Source organism: Streptomyces sp. AgN23 (genome assembly GCF_001598115.1).
GTDB classification, from domain to species: Bacteria; Actinomycetota; Actinomycetes; order Streptomycetales; family Streptomycetaceae; genus Streptomyces; species Streptomyces antimycoticus.
The window spans coordinates 3,492,422-3,510,734 of record NZ_CP007153.1; the positions used below are offsets into that span (position 1 = coordinate 3,492,422).

General features: G+C 72.3%; 16 protein-coding genes, 1 other RNA gene and 3 pseudogenes. 13 read left to right on the forward strand and 7 right to left on the reverse strand.

The window, feature by feature from the left end; translation table 11 throughout:
* Positions 1-32: 32 nt before the first annotated feature.
* Entirely contained in the window at positions 33-653 is a 621-nt protein-coding gene (locus tag AS97_RS15300) for a TetR/AcrR family transcriptional regulator (RefSeq protein WP_059143115.1), read from the reverse strand.
* Between the two features lie 174 nt (positions 654-827).
* Between AS97_RS15300 and AS97_RS15305 the strand changes: the two genes are divergently transcribed.
* The 6 genes and pseudogenes from AS97_RS15305 (at position 828) to AS97_RS15330 (ending at position 7,211) form a co-directional block, all read left to right on the forward strand.
* Positions 828-1,913 (forward strand): DMT family transporter, encoded by a 1,086-nt coding sequence (locus AS97_RS15305; RefSeq protein ID WP_059143114.1) that lies wholly within the window; start codon positions 828-830, stop codon positions 1,911-1,913.
* A gap of 150 nt (positions 1,914-2,063) precedes the next feature.
* A complete protein-coding gene (locus tag AS97_RS15310; RefSeq protein WP_210565084.1) occupies positions 2,064-3,266 on the forward strand; it encodes a PP2C family protein-serine/threonine phosphatase in 1,203 nt (400 codons plus the stop codon).
* Positions 3,267-3,596: 330 nt separating this feature from the next.
* Positions 3,597-5,000, forward strand: a pseudogene (locus tag AS97_RS15315) (AAA family ATPase); the annotation flags it as partial.
* A 159-nt stretch (positions 5,001-5,159) separates the two neighbouring features.
* Positions 5,160-5,423 (forward strand): UBP-type zinc finger domain-containing protein, encoded by a 264-nt coding sequence (locus tag AS97_RS15320; RefSeq protein WP_059149545.1) that lies wholly within the window; start codon positions 5,160-5,162, stop codon positions 5,421-5,423.
* Between the two features lie 502 nt (positions 5,424-5,925).
* Complete coding sequence (locus AS97_RS15325; protein ID WP_059149544.1) at positions 5,926-6,357, forward strand: DUF2267 domain-containing protein; 432 nt, start codon at positions 5,926-5,928, stop codon at positions 6,355-6,357.
* Positions 6,358-6,440: 83 nt separating this feature from the next.
* Positions 6,441-7,211 (forward strand): IclR family transcriptional regulator, encoded by a 771-nt coding sequence (locus AS97_RS15330; RefSeq protein WP_059149543.1) that lies wholly within the window; start codon positions 6,441-6,443, stop codon positions 7,209-7,211.
* A gap of 3 nt (positions 7,212-7,214) precedes the next feature.
* On the opposite strand, the gene AS97_RS15335 is transcribed toward AS97_RS15330, so the two are convergent.
* Together AS97_RS15335 and AS97_RS15340 are read right to left on the reverse strand one after the other, a co-directional pair.
* On the reverse strand, positions 7,215-8,168 hold the full coding sequence (locus AS97_RS15335) for a citryl-CoA lyase (protein WP_210565086.1): 954 nt from the start codon (positions 8,166-8,168) through the stop codon (positions 7,215-7,217).
* Positions 8,165-9,391 (reverse strand): CaiB/BaiF CoA-transferase family protein, encoded by a 1,227-nt coding sequence (locus tag AS97_RS15340; protein WP_086705638.1) that lies wholly within the window; start codon positions 9,389-9,391, stop codon positions 8,165-8,167. The genes AS97_RS15335 and AS97_RS15340 overlap by 4 nt, the downstream gene beginning before the upstream one ends.
* 134 nt (positions 9,392-9,525) lie before the next feature.
* Between AS97_RS15340 and AS97_RS15345 the strand changes: the two genes are divergently transcribed.
* From AS97_RS15345 to AS97_RS47345, 5 genes and pseudogenes are all read left to right on the forward strand, one after another.
* Positions 9,526-10,917: an MFS transporter gene (locus tag AS97_RS15345; RefSeq protein WP_059149540.1), complete on the forward strand. Its 1,392-nt coding sequence runs from the start codon at positions 9,526-9,528 to the stop codon at positions 10,915-10,917.
* Between the two features lie 4 nt (positions 10,918-10,921).
* Positions 10,922-11,374 carry a serine hydrolase gene (locus tag AS97_RS15350; RefSeq protein WP_059149539.1) on the forward strand — a complete coding sequence of 151 codons (453 nt, stop codon included), beginning with the start codon at positions 10,922-10,924 and terminating at the stop codon, positions 11,372-11,374.
* Between the two features lie 420 nt (positions 11,375-11,794).
* Positions 11,795-12,034: a PAS domain S-box protein gene (locus AS97_RS47335; RefSeq protein WP_247204376.1), complete on the forward strand. Its 240-nt coding sequence runs from the start codon at positions 11,795-11,797 to the stop codon at positions 12,032-12,034.
* Positions 12,035-12,168: 134 nt separating this feature from the next.
* Positions 12,169-12,336: pseudogene (locus AS97_RS47340) on the forward strand (hypothetical protein); the annotation flags it as partial.
* A 119-nt stretch (positions 12,337-12,455) separates the two neighbouring features.
* Positions 12,456-12,688: pseudogene (locus tag AS97_RS47345) on the forward strand (SpoIIE family protein phosphatase); the annotation flags it as partial.
* 370 nt (positions 12,689-13,058) lie between these two features.
* On the opposite strand, the gene rnpB reads toward AS97_RS47345, so the two are convergent.
* Positions 13,059-13,460: RNase P RNA component class A (gene rnpB, locus AS97_RS15360), an RNA gene on the reverse strand.
* Between the two features lie 181 nt (positions 13,461-13,641).
* On the opposite strand from rnpB, the gene yaaA reads away from it, so the two are divergent.
* Together yaaA and eda are read left to right on the forward strand one after the other, a co-directional pair.
* Complete coding sequence (gene yaaA, locus AS97_RS15365) at positions 13,642-14,445, forward strand: peroxide stress protein YaaA (RefSeq protein WP_210565088.1); 804 nt, start codon at positions 13,642-13,644, stop codon at positions 14,443-14,445.
* Positions 14,446-14,596: 151 nt separating this feature from the next.
* Positions 14,597-15,256 carry a bifunctional 4-hydroxy-2-oxoglutarate aldolase/2-dehydro-3-deoxy-phosphogluconate aldolase gene (gene eda, locus AS97_RS15370; RefSeq protein WP_210565089.1) on the forward strand — a complete coding sequence of 220 codons (660 nt, stop codon included), beginning with the start codon at positions 14,597-14,599 and terminating at the stop codon, positions 15,254-15,256.
* An 86-nt stretch (positions 15,257-15,342) separates the two neighbouring features.
* Here the strand turns inward: eda and AS97_RS15375 are convergent, their stop codons facing one another.
* The 3 genes from AS97_RS15375 to AS97_RS15385 form a co-directional block, all read right to left on the reverse strand.
* Positions 15,343-16,518 (reverse strand): bifunctional RNase H/acid phosphatase, encoded by a 1,176-nt coding sequence (locus AS97_RS15375; protein ID WP_210565091.1) that lies wholly within the window; start codon positions 16,516-16,518, stop codon positions 15,343-15,345.
* A 4-nt stretch (positions 16,519-16,522) separates the two neighbouring features.
* Complete coding sequence (locus tag AS97_RS15380) at positions 16,523-17,266, reverse strand: C4-type zinc ribbon domain-containing protein (RefSeq protein ID WP_079059972.1); 744 nt, start codon at positions 17,264-17,266, stop codon at positions 16,523-16,525.
* A gap of 126 nt (positions 17,267-17,392) precedes the next feature.
* Positions 17,393-18,253 (reverse strand): Nif3-like dinuclear metal center hexameric protein, encoded by an 861-nt coding sequence (locus tag AS97_RS15385; RefSeq protein WP_210565093.1) that lies wholly within the window; start codon positions 18,251-18,253, stop codon positions 17,393-17,395.
* Positions 18,254-18,313: the final 60 nt, after the last annotated feature.

An 18,313-nucleotide genomic window follows, 5' to 3' on the forward strand; every position in this document is an offset into this window, starting at 1 on the left:
GGGCTGACGGCCCGGTGGCGTGACCGGCGGCCCTACGGGGCCAGCCCGAGGGCGGGGAAGACCGACGCTTCGAGGAAGCGCGTCAGATAGTCGCGGTCGGCGAACCGGCCCTCCAGCAGATGGCGGACCCGCATCGCGCCGATCAGCTGGGTGGGGACGAACTCGACGGCGGGATTGTCCGCGGCCACCTCGCCGCGCTCCACTCCCCGGCGGACCATCGCCTGGATCGTCTTCACCTCGTGCTCGATCAGCGCGGCGCGCAGCGCCTGGAGCAGATCGGAGTCCTGCAGCGCGGCGTGCCCGACGGCGTACACCAGCGCCGTATCACCGCCGCACACCTCCCCCGCCTCCCCCACCGCCGCCGCGACGGCGCGCAGATCGCCCGCGAGCGAGCCGGTGTCGATGCCCTCCAAGGCGAAGGGGCGCTTGCACGAGCGCAGCGCGGCGACGACGAGCTGGGGCTTGCCGCACCACTGCCGGTAGAGGGTGGAACGGCTGGCGCGGGTGCGGGCGGCGACCGCCTCGATGGTGAGAGCCTCGTAGCCGCCCTCCTGGAGCAGATCGAGGACCGCCTGGTAGAACTCCTGCTCGCGCTCGGGGCTGATCTTTGAACGGCGCTGCGGCGCGGCCGTCTCCGGGCCTTGCGTCGCCATCGGCTCTCCTCCTCGGTCACCGGACTACGACCCCCCGACCACGCAGTGTACCGACACATCCGCGTACCGATACACCCATGTACCGATACAGTTCCGGACCGGTACACTCTCGTATCGATACGTTTGTGTGCCGATGGCGCCAGACAGATGGGCGCCCAGAGGAAGGCACGGTGGATGAACCCGACCGTCATAGCCGTCGCGCTCGCGCTCGCCTCGGCCGTCGCCTACGCGACCGCCGCGGTGGCTCAGGAGCGGCTGGCCGCCGGCGGGCGGCCGGGCCGCATGCCGGGACTGCTGCTGCGCGGCGCCTGGTGGGGCGCCGTCGGCCTCAACTCCACCGGTGCCCTGCTGCATGTGGCCGCGCTGCGGTACGGACCGCTCACCCTGGTCCAGCCGCTCGGCGCGCTGACCCTGGTCGCGGCCGTCCCGCTGGGCGCGCGGCTCGCGGGGCGGCGCGTGGCCCGAAACGAGTGGCGGGGCGTGGCCCTCGCACTGCTCGGCCTCGGCGCCCTGCTGCCGGTCACCGCCGGGGAGACCCCGCGCGACACGCTCAGCCTGCCGCAGGCGGTCGGGCTCGCGGGCGTCGTCCTGGTGTTCATCGCGCTGTGCGTCCGGCCGGGGCGCAGGGGGCGCGGGACGCCGGGCCGGGGTCTGCGGCACGCCACCGCGTCCGGGGTCGCCTCGGGCGTCGCCTCGGCGCTCACCCAGACCCTCACGGTCGCGCTTGCCGACTCCCGCGTCCCCGGGGCGGCCCTGGTGTCCTGGCGGGCCGTGATCGTGGCCGTCCTGGTCGCGGTCTTCGCGGTGAGCGGTCTGCTGCTGGCCCAAAGCGCCTACGGCAGCGGCCTCGGCGCACCCCTCGCGACCCTGACCCTCGCCAACCCGGTGGCGGCCGCCGCCATCGGGATCGTCCTGCTGGACGAGCGCTTCCGGGGCGGCCCGGCGGGCTGGGCCCTGGCCGCCGCGGGCGCGGCGGCGGCCGCCCGCGGCGTGGTCCTGCTCTCCCGGGCTCCCCAGGCGGGCGCGGACATGCGCGGGGACGCCGTGGCCGTACGGGAGGCCGCCGCGACCGTACGGCGGGCCACCGCACGCGACGCGGCCGTGCGCCACGCTGCCGTACGCGAGATAGCCGTACCGGAGAGCCGCGCACCCGACGAGGCCCCGCGCGAGCCCGTCACCGTCCCCCGGGAACCCGTGCGGGAACTGGTGCGGGACCCCGTACGGGAGCCGGTACGGGAGCCGGTGCCCACGCCCCCGTGATCGTCCGGGCGTACGGCGGCCCGCCGCCGTATGGTGGACCGCCGCCGTACGGTGGACCGCCGCCGTACGGTGGACCGCCGCCGTACGGTGGACCGCCGCCGTATGGTGGACCGCCGCCGTACAGTAGACCGCCGCCGTATGGTGGATCGCATGGTGGACGCGAGCGTGTTGACCTCGGCCGAGACTGCTGAGCAGTCGCTGGACGAGCTGCTCCGGGCGGCCCACGAGGCTTCACCCGCGGAGCTCTCAGGAGCCCTGGACCGCTACACCGCGGCCATGCACATGGGCCATGCGGTCGTCTTCCTGATCGACCTCCAGCAGCGGCTGCTGATCCCGCTCGACGAGGACGTATCGCGGCTGAACCTCGATGACTCCCTGGCCGGATTCGCTTACCGGACCAGCACCGTGCGGGTCAAGGAGGACAACAGGGGCGGGCTGGACGTCTGGCTGCCGCTGATGAACGGCGCGGAGCGGCTGGGGGTGCTGCAGCTGCGGATGGACTCCCTGGACGCGCTCACGCTCTGGCGCTGCCGGACGCTGGCCTCGCTCCTCTCCCTGGTCATCACGTCCAAGCGCACCTCCATAGACAGCTTCGCCCGGCGCACCCGGACCCGGTCCATGGAGCTGCCCACGGAGATGGTGCGGGCCTTCCTTCCGCCACGTTCGATCGGCACCGGCCGGGTGATCTCGACGGCCGTTCTGGAGCCCGCGTACGAGCTGGGCGGCGATGCCTTCGACCATTCGTTCACCGAGGACATCCTGCACGCCACGATCCTCGACGCCATGGGCCACGATCTGGCGTCCGGGCTGACCACCTCCGTGGCGATGGCGGGCAGCCGCAACGCCCGGCGCATCGGCGCCGACCTGGCGGAGCTGGTCACCACCGTGGACGAGGCCCTGAACAAATGGCTTCCGGACCAGTTCTGCACGGGCGTCTTCCTCCGGCTGCACATGCCGAGCGGGGCGCTGCGCTGGTCCAACTGCGGCCATCCCACCCCGCTGGTCATCCGCCGCCGGCGGCTGCTGGACAAGGAGCTGGAGCGCGCCTCCGAACCGCCGCTGGGGCTGCCCCCGCGTCTGTCGGCGGCGCCCCGCCGGATCCATGAGACGGCCCTGGAGCCCGGCGACCGGATTCTGCTGTACACCGACGGGGTCGTGGAGTCGCGCGACGAGGGAGGCGAGCAGTTCGGCCTGGAGCGCTTCGCCGACCACATCATCCGCTCGATGGCCGCCGGGGAGAACGCCCCCGAGGTGCTCCGGCTGCTCATCCACGCCATCCTCGACCACGGGCACAGCCGGCTCAGCGACGACGCCACGATTTTGATGATCGAGTGGCGACCGCCGGATCCCTGAGCCGTCGAGGCGATAGGCGATGACGCCCCCCGACCCCGCCGCCCGCCGCGTCCGGCCGACCCCTCGCGCGGCGCCCCCGACCCGGCCATGGCCACCGTCGACGACCACGGCGTGGCGACCGGGTGGAGCGAGGGCGCGCGGCGGCTGCTGGGTGATCGCGCGCAGGACGTCGTCGGGCGGGCGGCGGGCAAGCTGCGCGCCGAAAGGACCGTCGGGGACGCGGCGGGCGGCGCCGGGCCGTGCCTGGCGGAGGAGCCCCGGTGGAGCGGACGGATCGCGCTGTGCCACCGACGGCCATCGGATGGAGGTCGAGCTGCTGGCCCAGCGCGCCCCGCCGAACTGGACGAGACCACCCGCCGGGTCACCCGGCTGGAGATCGAGGAGGCCGCGCTCTCCAAAGAGACCGACCCGGCCAGCCGGCAACGGCTGGAGGAACTCCGCCGCGAACTGGCCGATCTGCGCGCCGAGGCCGACGCCAAGCACGCCCAGTGGGAGGCCGAGCGGCAGTCCATCCGCCGGGTCCAGGAGCTGCGCCGGGAACTGGAGGAGGTACGCCGCGAGGCCGAGGAGGCCGAGCGCGCCTACGACCTCAACCGCGCCGCCGAACTGCGCTACGGCAGGCTCCAGGAACTGGAACGCAAACTGGCCGCCGAGGAGGAGCAGCTGGCCGCCAAACAGGGGGCGCACCGGCTGCTGCGCGAGGTGGTCACCGAGGAGGAGATCGCCGACATCGTCTCCGCCTGGACCGGCATCCCGGTCTCCCGCCTGCAGGAGGGCGAACGGGAGAAACTGCTGCGCCTGGACCAGATCCTCCAGGAGCGGGTCATCGGCCAGGACGAGGCCGTCAAGCTGGTCACCGACGCCATCATCCGGGCCCGCTCGGGCATCCGGGACCCGCGCCGCCCGATCGGCTCGTTCATCTTCCTCGGCCCCACCGGCGTCGGAAAGACCGAGCTGGCCAAGGCACTGGCCGCCGCGCTCTTCGACACCCAGGAGAACATGATCCGCCTGGACATGAGCGAGTACCAGGAGCGGCACACCGTCAGCCGGCTGGTCGGCGCCCCTCCCGGATACATCGGCTACGAGGAGGGCGGTCAGCTCACCGAGGCGGTGCGGCGCAAGCCGTACTCGGTGGTGCTCTTCGACGAGATCGAGAAGGCGCACACCGATGTCTTCAACACCCTGCTGCAGGTTCTGGACGACGGCCGGATCACCGACGCCCAGGGACGGCTGGTGGACTTCCGCAACACCGTGATCATCATGACCTCCAACATCGGCTCCATGCACCTGCTCGACGGCGTCACCTCCGACGGCGAACTCAAACCGGACGCCCGGAGCCTGGTGATGACCGAGCTGCGCGGCCACTTCCGCCCCGAATTCCTCAACCGCGTCGATGACATCGTGCTGTTCAAGCCCCTCGGCGAGCCCCAGATCGAAAAGATCGTGGAACTCCAGTTCAACGAACTGCGCAAGCGGCTGGCCGAGCGCCTGATCGCCATCGAACTGACCCCCACCGGCCGCAAGGTGATCGCCCACGAAGGCTACGACCCGGTGTACGGGGCCCGTCCACTGCGCCGCTTCATCTCCCATGAGGTGGAGACCCTCATCGGACGCGCCCTGCTGCGCGGCGATGTCGAGGAAGGCGCCACCGTCAAAGTCGACGCCCAGCACGGCGAACTGCTGATCACCTACGAACGGCAGCCGGAGATCGCGGGACTCGGAAAGGCCGCGTGAGAACGATGCCGGGCCGAACCGCCCATGCCTCCCCCAGCGGTTCGAGGTGCAGGCCGTGCCGACCCTGCTCATCCTGGACAGGGGGCGGCCCCGCGTTCGTGGGTCGAGCGGGTGTCGAGCGGTGATGCGCGGCCGCGACCGCCAGAAAGGATGAACGCCATGGCCATCGAGCCCGATCCGCACCTGTCGATGGTGCACGACGTCACCCCGAGCACCCCCGAGGGGTGCGAGGAGTGCCTGCGCCTGGGGTCCCCCTGGGTCCATCTGCGGCTCTGTCTGACCTGCGGACACGTCGGGTGCTGCGACTCCTCGCCGCTCAAGCACGCCCGTGCGCACGCGTACGCCGAACAGCACCCGATCGTCGAGCCCCTGGAAGCGGGCGAGACCTGGCGGTGGTGCTATGCCCACGAGGCCATGGCCTGATGTGATGACGGACGAGGACCGGCCCCGGGGCGCCGCACCGGAGGGAGCCGTACCGGTCGAGGTACCGGAGCACGCGGTACCGGACGAGACCCCGGATATCTACGGCGCGTATCCACGGCTGACGGACGAACAGATCGCCTGCCTCTCCCGACACGGCACCCGCCGGGCCCCGGCCGCGGCTGTCCGAGCCTGGAGACCACGCTGCCGGGGGTCTTCGCCGCCGGTGATGTGGGCGGCGGCTCGGTCAAGCGGGTGGCCTCGGCGGCCGGCGAGGGGGCGATGGCCATCCACCACGTCCATGACCGCCTTGCCCGCACCGCCGCCCCTGCCCACCCGAGCGGCCCCCCTCCAGCCCCTTCGGCTCCTCCAGCCCCTTCAGCCCCTTCAGCCCCGTCCGGCCGGTCCGCCGCGTCGGGCGCTGATCCGCCCGTGCCCCTTCCCCTGCGCATCCGCGACACCCGCGCAGCCACTCCACCTGACCCCCCGACCGGAGGACGAACACATGGTTGCCACAGGCTTTGCCTCCTTCGACACGACGGTCGACAAGACCAACCGGCTCCTCAAGGAGATCGAGGACGCGTACGGCTGGCCCAAGGAGCGCCGCAAACAGTCGTACGCCGCCCTGCGCACGGTCCTGCACCAGCTACGGGACCGGCTGACGGTGGACGAGGCCGTCCAGTTCGGCGCACAGCTCCCGATGCTGGTGCGCGGCATCTACTACGAGGGGTGGAAACCGGCGGAGACGCCCGTGAAGATGCACAGCGAGGAGTTCTACCAGCGGATCCGGCACGACTTCCCGTACTCGATCCAGGGCGATATCGAACAGCTCGTGCACACCGTCCTGGAGACCCTGCAGCGCCATATCAGCGAGGGCGAATGGCACGATCTGCGGGGCCGGATGCCCGCCGACCTGGTCACCGTCATCCCGGCCTAGCGTGAACCACCTGGTGGTACTACCTGGTGGTACTGTCGCACCGTTAGATGGTTTTACGCGTGGTGCGGCGAGGAGGACAGGCGATGGGGACGGCAGCCGGAGAGGGCGGCGAGGGAGTACGGAGTGTACTGCGCGCACTGGATCTGCTCGCCCTGTTCGACGAGTCCCACCGCTCCCGCAGCGTACGGGAGTTGACCGACGCCACCGGACTGGCCAAGTCCACCGTGGTCCGTCTGGTGGCCACCCTTGAGCAGCGCGGGCTGCTGTGGAGCCGGGGGGACGGCCGGCTCACCCCCGGTGCGGGCCTGCTGCGCTGGGCGGCGCTCGCACAGGACGCCTGGCGGCTGCCCCCGGAGGCGGTGGAGTGCCTGCGTGTCCTGTCCGTACGGTCCGGCGGCGAGTCCTCGCGGATCTACATCCGCCAGGGGGCCTCCCGGGTGTGCGTGGCCCAGCACGAGGGCACCCAGCAGCTGCGCCATGTGGTGCGCATCGGCGAGGAGATGCCGCTGTGGGCCGGTGCCTCCGGGCATGTCCTGCTCATCGGCGGCTCGCCCCGGACCCTGAGCCGGGTGGCCTCGGCGGCCGGGCGCGGCCCCGACTTCACCTCCGTCCTGGCCGAACGGGCGCGCCTGGCCGCGCAGCGGGGCTGGGCGGCCAGCCACGGCGAGCGCGAGGACGGGGTGTCCGCAGTGGCCGCCCCCGTCACCGACGCGAGCGGGCAGGTCGTCGCCGCGGTGGGCCTCGGCGGCCCCACCAGCCGCTTCACCGAGGAGCGCGTCGAGTCCTTCCGCCCGGCGCTGACCGAGGCGGCGAGGCGGCTGTCGGAGCTGCGGTTCCTCGGCGAGAGCGGCTGACGGTCACGCGCCCTCCGCGCTGTCCGCACGTCCTGTGCTCCCCTCGCTCTTCTCGCTCTCCTCACTCTTCTCGCTCTCCGGCCGGATGAGGTCCCGGGGGGCCGGGCCCTCGTAGGAGGGCAGCAGCCGCCGGGGAATGGGACCCTTGATCCTGGCTCCACCGGACTTCTCCTCCCAGGCGTGGGAGAGGATGCCCACGCTGCGGGAGAGCACGAACAGCCCGCGTCCGAGCTCGGGCGGAAAGCCGAGTTCGCTGTAGACGATGGCGGTGGCGCCGTCGATGTTCATCGGCACGGGACGGCTGCGGCCCTCCGCCAGTGCCCGCTCCAGGGCCATCCCGGCGCGCAGCGCCCAGCCCGGCGCCTCGCCGTCCGCCACCGCCGCGCCCACCAGGTCGAGCAGGGGGCTGCGGCGCGGGTCGTACGGGTGGAACCGGTGGCCGAATCCGGGGACATGGGAGCGAATGGCGCGGTACTCCGCCACCAGGTCCTTCGCGGCATCGTCGACGTCCGCCCCCTCGGCCACGGCCCGCTCCAGCTCGGTCAGCACCTGCATGCACTGCTGACCGGCCCCGCCGTGGACGTCCCCCAGGAGGTTCACCCCGGTGGCCACCGCGTTGTTCAGCCCCAGTCCGCAGGTGGCGGCCATGCGGGCGGCGGCGATCGACGGGGCCTGGGGCCCGTGGTCGACTGCGGCGACGAGCGCGGCCTCCAGCAGTCGGCCCTGGGTCCGGGTGGGCAACTCGCCGCGCAGCATCAGCCAGATGGTCTCGGCGAAGGACATCTGGCCGATCAACTGCTCCACCGGGTAGCCGCGCAGCAGGATCTCACCCGGCCGGATGCGGCTGACGGCGGTGGACCACCAGTCGGTGACCTCGCGCGGATCCATGAGGTTCTGCGGAGGCGTGACGTCCTGCGGAGCCGTTGCGGCCTCCTCGTCTCCGGACCGGCGGGTCATATCGCGCCACGCTCCTTCATCGCGTCGATCTCCTGGGCGCTGTAGCCGAGTTCGGCCAGGACCTGTTCGGTGTGCTGCCCCAGCAGTGGTGGCGGGGCGGTGGCGGCCGCCGGTTCACCGTCGACCCGGAACGGACTGCCCAGGACGCGCAGATCGCGCTCGCGCCCGTCCGGGAAGGGCAGGGTGCGGACGAAGTCCCGCTCCGCGAGCTGCTCCAGGCCCAGCGCGTCGGGTACGGACAGCACCCGCGCGGCCGGCACCCCGGCGTCGGCGAGGATCTCCTCCCACTCCCCGGCGGTCCGCTCGGCCAGGCCCTTCTCGATCTCGGCGCGCAACTCCTCGCGGTGGGCCTTGCGGTCCGCGGGATGCGCGAACCGCTCGTCCGCCAGCAGTTCCGCACGGCCGATGAGCCGGCACAGGGTGGCGAACTGCTGCTGGCGGTTGGCCGCGATGTTGAGGTATCCGTCCGCGGTGCGGAACGTCCCCGACGGTGCGGCGGTGAAGTTCTCGTTGCCCATGGGCCGCGGCGGGCGGCCGGTGATCAGATAGTTGGAGGTCACCCAGCCCATCGCGGTGAGCGCGGCCTCCAGCATGGAGACGTCCAGATACGCGCCGCTCCCGGTGCGCTCCCGGCGCACCAGCGCCGCCGCCACGGCGAAGGCGGCGGCCATGCCGCCCAGGGTGTCGGCGACCGGGAAACCGGCGCGCAGCGGGCTGACCTCGGGGGTGCCGGTCACGCTCATCATGCCGGAGAGGCCCTGCACGATCTGGTCGTACGCGGGCCGGGCGCGCAGCGGTCCGGTCTGGCCGAAGCCGGAGACGGCGCAGTAGACCAGCCGCGGGTTCTCCCGCATGAGGACCTCCCGGCCGACGCCCAGGCGGTCCATCACCCCGGGACGGAAGTTCTCGAGGAGGACGTCGGACTCCCGCACCGCGCGCAGCAGGGCCTCGCGTCCCTTCTCCTCCTTGAGGTTCAGGGTCAGCGAACGCTTGCCGGCGTTCTGGGCGAGGAACGACGCGCCCAGCAGCTCCTCGCTCAGCTGCCGGTCGGCGCCCAGTTGGCGCGCCAGGTCCCCGGCCCCCGGCATCTCGACCTTGAGGACGTCGGCGCCGTGCAGGGCGAGCTGATATCCGGCGAAGGGCCCGGCGAGGACATTGGTCAGATCCAGGACCCGGATGCCGTCGAGCAGGGGCGGTGGGGCGGCGGGGGCGGGCGTGCTCAACGGCTGACCTCCAGTGCGAATCAGGGTGTGACCCCTTGCCACGGGGTGTGTGCCTCCATAACATCACCGAACCATCAAGCGGCACAAGCGAACCACCCAGTGGTACTCGATTCACGGTGACGAGGGAGTCCCCCATGACGCATACCGGCAGTTCCACCGCCAGAAGGCCGGTTTTCCAGCCCAAAGTCGCCCTCGCCGCCGTCTTCGGCACCACGGTGGAGTGGTACGACTTCGCCCTCTACGGAACCGCGGCCGCCCTGGTCTTCAACAAGGTCTACTTCCCGGACAGCGATCCACTGGTCGGCACGGTCCTCGCCTACGGCACCTTCGCCATCGGCTTCCTCGCCCGGCCCCTGGGCGGCGCCTACTTCGGGGAGCGGGGCGACACCCAGGGCCGTAAGGGCGTACTGGTGGCCACCCTGCTGATGATGGGGCTCGCCACCACGGCCATCGGACTGCTGCCGACCCATGCGCAGATCGGCGTCGCCGCGCCGGTGCTCCTGACCCTGCTCCGCTTCGTCCAGGGCTTCGCCGCGGGCGGCGAGAAGACCGGAGCGCTGATCATCCTCTTCGAGAACGCACCGCCCAAGTGGCGCGGTCTGCTCACCTCACTGCCCGCGATCGGCACCGGCACCGGCACCCTGCTGTCCACCGGCGCCTTCGCGCTCACCACCGGGCTGCTGTCCGAGGACGCCTTCCTCGCCTGGGGCTGGCGGATTCCCTTCCTGCTCAGCGCCGGGCTGACCTTCTTCGGCCTCTGGGTGCGCCGCTCGCTGCCGGAGACCGCCGAATTCCAGCAGGTCCAGCAGGTCCAGCAGGCGGGTCCCGCCGCCGCGACGGCGCCGCGCCCGCTGCGGCAGCGGATCGCCGAGAGCCGATGCGTGGCCGCCTGGCGCCGCTACCCCAAGGAGATGCTCATCGTGATCGGCGCGGGCGCCGCCGAGAACGCGGGCTACTACGTCTTCGGCACCTTCTCGGTCACCTACGCCGAGGACCGCGGCCTGTCGACCAGCGCACTCCTCAGCGGCATCTCGCTGGTCGCGGCCGTGAAGCTGGTGACGGTGCCGGCCTTCGGCGCGCTCTCCGACCGCATCGGCCGCCGCCCGGTCTCGATCGGCGGAGCCCTGGTGCTGCTGGCCGCCGCCTGGCCGTTCTTCACGGTGATCGACGGCGGACACACCTGGGCCATCTGGCTCGCACTCTTCATCACCCTGGGCATCGGTCAGTCCGCCGTCCTCGGCTCCCAGCCCGCCTTCTTCGCCGAACTCTTCGACACCACGGTCCGGTTCAGCGCGGTCGGCATCGCCAACAACATCGGCACCGTGGTCACCGGCGGCATCGCCCCGATGCTCGCGTCCGCCCTGCTGCTCTGGTTCGACCACAGCGTCACGGGCGTGGTCGTCTTCATCGCCCTGATGAGCGCGCTCACCGTGGCCACGGTGGCCCTGGCGCGGGAGACGCGCGGGGCAGCCGAACCGGCCGAGGAGACGGCCACGCGGAAGCAGGACGTCCCGACGACACCGTGACGCCATGGGGCGCCGCCGGGTCAGCCGCTGCCGCTGCCGGATCAGGTGCTGCTGGGGCCCGCACGCCGGGTCAGGCGCTGCCGTAGTCCCCGAGGAACGTCCGCAGCCGGCGCAGCGTCTCGTCCGGCGCCTCCCCGGGAAGGTCAACCGGTTCCTGGCCGCCCTCGTACGCGGCAGGCTGCTGCGCCCGGCCCAGCTGCGGCAGATGATGAACACCCGCCCGACCGGCAACCCGGACGGCCGGGCGTACGGCCTCGGCCTGGAGAGCAGGCCCCTGCCCTGCGGCGGCCCCTCCTGGGGGCACACCGGCGATGCGCTCGGGTACGAGACGATGGCCGGCGCCACGGTCGAGGGCAGGCAGGCGACGGCCATGGTGAACCTCGACCCGGGCGGCTCGGACGCACAGGACGACGACATGAAGGTCGCCGTCCAGACGGCGCTGTGCGGGAGCCGATAGCTCGGCACGCGGTACCGGCGTGCCCCGCCACACGGACGACGGGGCTCCCCGTGCCCGGGCGCGGTGGCGCCACGTGCTCGGGGAGCCCCGTCGGTGTCACTCGGCAGAGCGCCTCGGATCAGGATGATCAGGACTGGGGCCGACTGCCGTGGTTGGCTCCGTTCTTACGACGGGCCTTCTTCTTGCGACGTCGCTTCGACGACATGTCGCCTCCTCTCCAACGATGCTTTCGCCCTATATGTACCGATCAGACCGGCATCTCAAGCGGTGATCACGCGGGCGCGTACCCAGCCCAGCCCCTCGCTACGTCACCCGCTTCCGTGAAGCACCTCACGTCACCGCCCTGCCTTGCCATCCCGAGGTGGGCGGGGCCACTGTGGAAGGGCCTGCTCCTGTGAGAGGAGGGCAAGGCAGGACCCCATGGACAGACCGGGTGCGCTCGGCCGGCCGCCCCCCGACATGAGCGACGAGCCTCTCGACACGTCAGCCGCCATCGTCCTCACGGACCCCGGCGGGCGCGTGACGGCGTGGAGCACGGGAGCTCGACGGCTGCCGGGGTATGCCCCCGCGGAGATCATCGGCAGCCTCGCCGCCGATCTGTTCGTCTCTGCCACGGACTTCCCGGCAGGGGAGCAGGTGGAGCAGGGCAGGCCGACTTGACCGAGACTGTGAGCGGTCCGGGGGAGAGCACGGGAGAGAGTCCGGGGGACGGCCCGGGGCCGGCTCCGGGGGAAACCCACTTCCACACCGAGCCCTCACCACCGGCCCGGTGTCTGTTGACGTCGCAGGCAGTCGTGCATCAGGCGACCGACCCGGAGATCGCCGTCTGGCTCGCCGCCGACCCGGTCCAAGCCGAGCAAGCCCGGCGGCACGGCCTGCACTCGCTGATCGCCGCTCCCCTCAAAGCGCGGGGCAAGGACCTGGGAGTGGTTCTCCTCGTCCGCCACACCGCGTCCCGGGAGCCCTTTACCGAGGACGACCTGTTCGTCACGGAGAACCTGGTCGCCAGGGCCGCCATCTGCATGGACAACGCCCGTCGTTACGCCCGCGAACCCGGTATCGCGCCACCTGCCTCTACGCCATCTACGACCCCGTCTCCCGACGCCTCACCCTCGCCACGGCCGGCCACCCGGCCCCCGCCCTCGCCTCCCCCGGCGGCACCGTCCAGTCCATCGACCTGCCGACCAGCCCCCGCTGCGCCTGGGAAGCCTGCCCTTCGAGGCAGCGGAGCTGGAGATACCCGAGGGCACTTCGCTGGTGCTCTTCACCGACGGTCTGCTCGAAGCGCGGGACCGAGACGTGGACGAAAACCATGTCGCCCAATGGGACCTGACCCGCGACCTCGCCATCGTCGCCGAAGCCCGCGAGCACGCTTCCCAACAGCTCACCACATGGGGCGTGGACAACGCCGTCTTCACCACCGAACTCGTGGTCAGCGAACTCGTCACCAACGCCATCCGCCACGCCACCGACCCCAGCCAACTACGCCTGATCAGACAGCCCCACAGCCTGATCTGCGAAGTCTCCGACGGCAGCGCCACCACTTGCTTTCCTGCCACGGGGCCACGCGTGCGAAGCAGCTTGCCCCCGGAACGTTCCGGGGGCCCTGGAGGGGTGCAGGGGCGGGCCGCCATACAGTCGGCGCGCCCAGGCAGGGCGTATGCCCAGGTCAGGAGGCTGATGGCGGACGAGTCGGCCTGTACGCCGGGTTCTGTCTCCCGGGGGCCTTGCGGACCCCGGGGAGGCGGCCATCCATCTAGGACCGGCGTTGCCGCCGGTCTCGTGCGGTCTACCCGCGGACTCGGGCGGGCAGCCCTCGATCGTCCGCGCAGAGCCGCCGGGTGGCGGCTCCTCTTGACCTTGCTCCAGGTGGGGTTTACCGAGCCATCCGAGTCACCTCGGACGCTGGTGGTCTCTTACACCACCGTTTCACCCTTACCGGGGGCCGAAGCCCTCGGCGGTCTGTTTTCTGTGGCACTGTCCCGCGGGTCACCCCGGGTGGGCGTTACCCACCACCTTGCCGTGTGGAGCCCGGACGTTCCTCGGCGGGGCCCGTAGACCCCGACGCGACCGCCCGGCCGACTCGTCCGCCGTGATGACCATGATACCCGGCACCTCCGCCCGGCCGGCGACGGTCCGGCTGCGTTGACGGTCCGGGCTGCGTTGACGGTCCGGCTGCGTTAGCGGGAGGTCGTAGGCTGCGGGCGGGGCGGGCGTGGTTCTCCGGGCCCGCCCCGCCGCCAACGAAACGTTCGAGGAGATCCGCCGTGCTCGTCCTGCTGCCGCCGTCCGAGGGAAAGGCCACGGGAGGCTCCCGCTCCCCGCTGGACCTGGGAGCGCTGTCGCTGCCCGAACTGGGCGAGGCGCGGGCAGAGGTCCTGGACGAGCTGGTGTCGCTGTGCTCGGGCGACGAGACGAAGGCCGCCGAGGTGCTGGGGCTGAGCGAGGGGCTGCGCGGCGAGATCGCGAAGAACGCGGCGCTGCGGGAGGCAGGGACCCGGCCCGCGGGCGAGATCTACACCGGAGTGCTGTACGACGCGCTCGGCCTGGCCACCCTCCCCACCGCCGCCCGGCGCCGGGCGGGCCGGTCGCTGCTGGTGTTCTCCGGGCTGTGGGGCGCGGTGCGGATCGGCGACCGCATCCCCTCCTACCGCTGCTCGATGGGGGTGAAGCTGCCGGGGCTCGGCGCGCTGGGCACGTACTGGCGGAACCGGACCCCGATGGCCGAGGTGATTCCGCAGGCCGCCGGGCGCGGGCTGGTGCTGGACCTCAGGTCGGCGGCGTACGCGGCGGCGTGGAAGCCCAAGGAGGCGCTCGCTGAGCGTACGGCGGCGGTGCGGGTGCTCCAGTCGAAGATCGTGAACGGGGTCGAGAAGCGGTCCGTCGTCAGCCACTTCAACAAGGCGACGAAGGGCCGGATGGTACGGGACCTGCTGACCGCCGAGGTCACGCCGAGCGGGCCCGGTGAGCTGGTGGAGGCGCTGCGGGGGCTCGGGTACCTGGTGGAGGCCGCGCCGCCGGAGCGGGCGGGGCAGCCGTGGGGGCTGGACGTGGTGGTGACCGAGCTGTAGGGCCTGGGCGCCGCCGCACCGGCGGCGTTGCGAGCTGTAGCAGCTGGCAGCCAGGTGGCGTTGCGAGCTGTGGCACCCGGGAGCCACCCCGACGGCATGAGCGTTGCGGCATGCGCAACTGCCATTGCGCAGCGCGCCGCACCTGGGCAGGATGGGCGCCGTGACTAGCACCGCGCCCTCCCCCGGTTCCCCGGCATCCTCGCTGCTCGACCTCGCCCCCGTGATCCCCGTGGTCATCGTCCAGGACGTGGACCAGGCGGTCCCGCTGGCCCGTGCGCTGGTGGCCGGCGGGCTGCCGGTGATCGAGGTGACCTTCCGGACGCCCGCCGCCGCGGACGCGATCCGGGCAATCGCCGAGGAGGTCCCGGACGCGGTCGTCGGCGCCGGGACCGTCCTGAGCCCGGAGCAGGTGGAGACGGCCGTCGCCGCCGGGTCGCGCTTCCTGGTCACGCCCGGCTGGACGGACCGGCTGCTGGGCGCGCTGGACGCGTCCGGTCTGCGGTATCTGCCGGGGGTCTCGACCACCTCGGAGGTCGTGGCGCTGCTGGAGCGCGGGGTCGAGGAGATGAAGTTCTTCCCGGCGGAGGCGGCCGGGGGGACGCCGTATCTCAAGGCGCTCGCCTCACCACTCCCGCAGGCCCGCTTCTGCCCGACCGGCGGCGTCAACGCCGCGACCGCCCCCCAGTATCTGGCCCTCTCCAACGTCGGCTGCGTGGGCGGCACCTGGATGCTGCCCGCAGACGCGCTGGATGCGGGCGACTGGGGGCGCGTCGAGTCCCTGGCCCGGGAGGCCGCGGCACTGCGGGGGTGACCTCTCGAGGTGACCTCCCGGGGTGACCTCCCGGGGTGACTTCCCGGGGTGACCCGCGAAGGTCACAGCCGCCGCGGTAGGCGCCCCTACCGCAGATGCGCCGTCTCGTTCAGCAGCCTCAACGACGCGTTTCCGTCCGCGTAGTACGCCACCGCCGACAGCGACGCCGCCGAGAGCTCCATGCGGAACAAGGTCTCCGGCGGGGCTCCCAGGGCCAGCCTGACCAGGGTTTTGATCGGTGTGACATGGGTGACCAGCAGCACCGTACGGCCCGTATAACGGGCGATCAGCTTGTCGCGGGAGAGCGCGACCCTGCGCGTGACCGCCGCGAAGCTCTCGCCGCCGCCGGTCGGGGCCACCTTGCTGGAGGCCAGCCATGCCTCCAGGTCGTCCGGGTGGCGCTCCTTGACCTCCGCGAAGGTCAGGCCCTCCCAGGCGCCGAAGTCCGTCTCCCGCAGCCCCTCCTCGACGCGGACGTCCAGGCCCAGGCGTCGGGCCACCGCCTCGGCGGTCTCCCGGCAGCGCCGCAGCGGTGAGGTGACGATGGCCTGGATGGTGCCGCGTGCGGCGAGCGCCGCGGCCACTCGCTCGGCCTGGTGGCGGCCCACATCGGAGAGTCCGGGGTCGGTGCCGCCGCTGCCGGAGAAGCGCTTCTCGGGGGTGAGCGGGGTCTCCCCGTGCCGGAGCAGGACGAACGTGGCGGGGGTGCCCAGATCCGCGGCGCCCCAGCCCACCGCCGGGGCGCCGGTGGCGGCGGGCTCGGCGAGGGCGTCGTCGGCGGGGGCCGCGGCCTCCGGCGCGCCCGCCGCCAGCGTGCCGCCGGGCGGCACCTTCGGCTGCCACTGCTCGCCCCGCTTGCCCGCGTCCATCGCCTCGTTGGCGAGCCGGTCCGCGTGCTTGTTCTTCTCGCGCGGGATCCACTCGTACGTCAACTGGCCGGGCGGCATGATCGCCTTGGCCTCGGCGGCGAGCGGCCGCATATCGGGGTGCTTGATCTTCCAGCGGCCCGACATCTGCTCGATGACCAGCTTGGAGTCCATCCGCACCCGGACCTCGGCCTCCGGGTCCAGGGCGTACGCCGCCCGCAACCCGGCGATCAGGCCCTTGTACTCGGCGACGTTGTTGGTCGCCGTGCCGATGTACTCGGCCACCTCGGCGAGCGGCTCACCGGTCTCCGCGTCGAGCACGACCGCGCCGTAGCCGGCCGGCCCCGGGTTGCCCCGGGACCCGCCGTCCGCCTCGACGACGAAGCGCCGCGCCATCGCCCTACAGCCCCGACTCGGGCGTACGGATCAGGATCCGGCGGCAGTTCTCGCACCGCAGCACCGTGTCGGGGGCCGCCGAGCGCACCTCGTTGAGCTCGGTGATGGCGAGTTCCTGGCGGCAGCCGTCACAGCTGCGCTGGTAGAGCCGGGCCGCGCCGACACCGCCCTGCTGCTGGCGCAGCTTGTCGTAGAGCTTCAGCAGATCGGCGGGGATGGTCCCGGCGATCACCTCGCGCTCCTTGGTGGCGGTCGCGATCTCGGCGTCGATCCCCTCGGCCGCCGCGTCCCGGCGCGTCTGGGCGTCGCCGATCCTGGACTGGAGGGACTCCACCCGTTCGGTCAGCTCGGCGATCCGCTCCTGGACGGACTCCCGGCGCTCCATGACCTCCAGGACGACGTCCTCCAGGTTGCCCTGGCGCTTGGCGAGAGAGGCGATCTCGTGCTGGAGGTTCTCCAGGTCCTTCGGCGAGGTGACGGCACCGGAGTCCAGGCGCTTCTGGTCGCGGGCGGCGCGCTGGCGCACCTGGTCCACGTCCTGCTCCGCCTTGGTCTGCTCGCGGGCGGTGTCGCTCTCCTCGGTCTGCGCGGCGATGAGCAGGTCGCGGAGCTGGGTGTGATCGGCGTTCAGCGTCTCGATCTCGGCGTGCTCGGGCAGCGTCCTGCGCTTGTGCGCGAGTTGCGACAGCCGGACGTCGAGCGCCTGGACGTCGAGGAGGCGGATCTGATCGGCGGGCGCGGCATTCAGCGTGGGGCTCCAGGGGAGTCGAGTGGAACGGAAAACGAGGTCAGGGAAGTCACGGGGTCGAGGGGATCAAGGGGCGGAAACGGAAAGAGCGGGTGTTCGAGCGGTGCGGGGTCAAGCGGAGCGAGGTCAGGCGGAGAAGGACGGAGCGGCCGCGCGGACGGCGGGGGCCGTGGCGTGAGCCGTCCAGGGGTCGGTGACGATACGGGAGACATGCGTACGCAGGCCCCAGCCGTGCCGGTCGGAGATCTCGTCCAGCTGGGCCGCGGCCTGTTCGGTCCAGGGCCATTCGGTGGCCCAGTGCGCGGCGTCCACCAGGGCGAGATCGCTGTGCTCCCGTGCCTCCGAGGAGGGGTGGTGGCGCAGGTCGGCGGTGAGGAACGCGTCGACCCCGGCCGCGCGCACCGCGTCGAAGAGGCTGTCGCCGGAGCCGCCGCTGACGGCGACCCGGCGGATCGTACGGTCCGGGTCGCCCGCGGCGCGGATGCCCTGCGCGGTGGCGGGCAGCCGGGCGGCGGCGCGCTCGGTGAACTCCCGCAGCGTCTCGGGGTGGTCGAGCTCGCAGACCCGGCCCAGACCGCGGCGGCCGTCGGGGTCGGTGGCATCGGGCACCAGTGGGCCGACGATCCGCAGGTCGAGCGCGCCGGCGAGGGCGTCGGAGACGCCGGGGTCGGCGGTGTCGGCGTTGGTGTGCGCCACGTGGAGGGCGATGTCGCATCTGATCAGCGTGTGCACCACCCGGCCCTTGAAGCTGGAGGCGGCGACCGTGGTCGTCCCCCGCAGATAGAGCGGATGGTGAGTGATCAGCAGATCGGCGCCGAGGTCCACCGCCTCGTCGGCCACTTCCTGGACCGGGTCGACGGCGAACAGCACGCGGGTGACCTCGGCCTCGGGGTCACCGCACACCGTGCCGACGGCGTCCCACTGCTCCGCCCGCTCGGGCGGCCAGAGGGCGTCGAGTGCGGCGATGACGTCGTTGAGTGCGGGCACGGGGCAAGGCTACCTCCCGGATCAGGGCTGAGCCCTGCCCCGGCCTTCACTCAGCGCGAC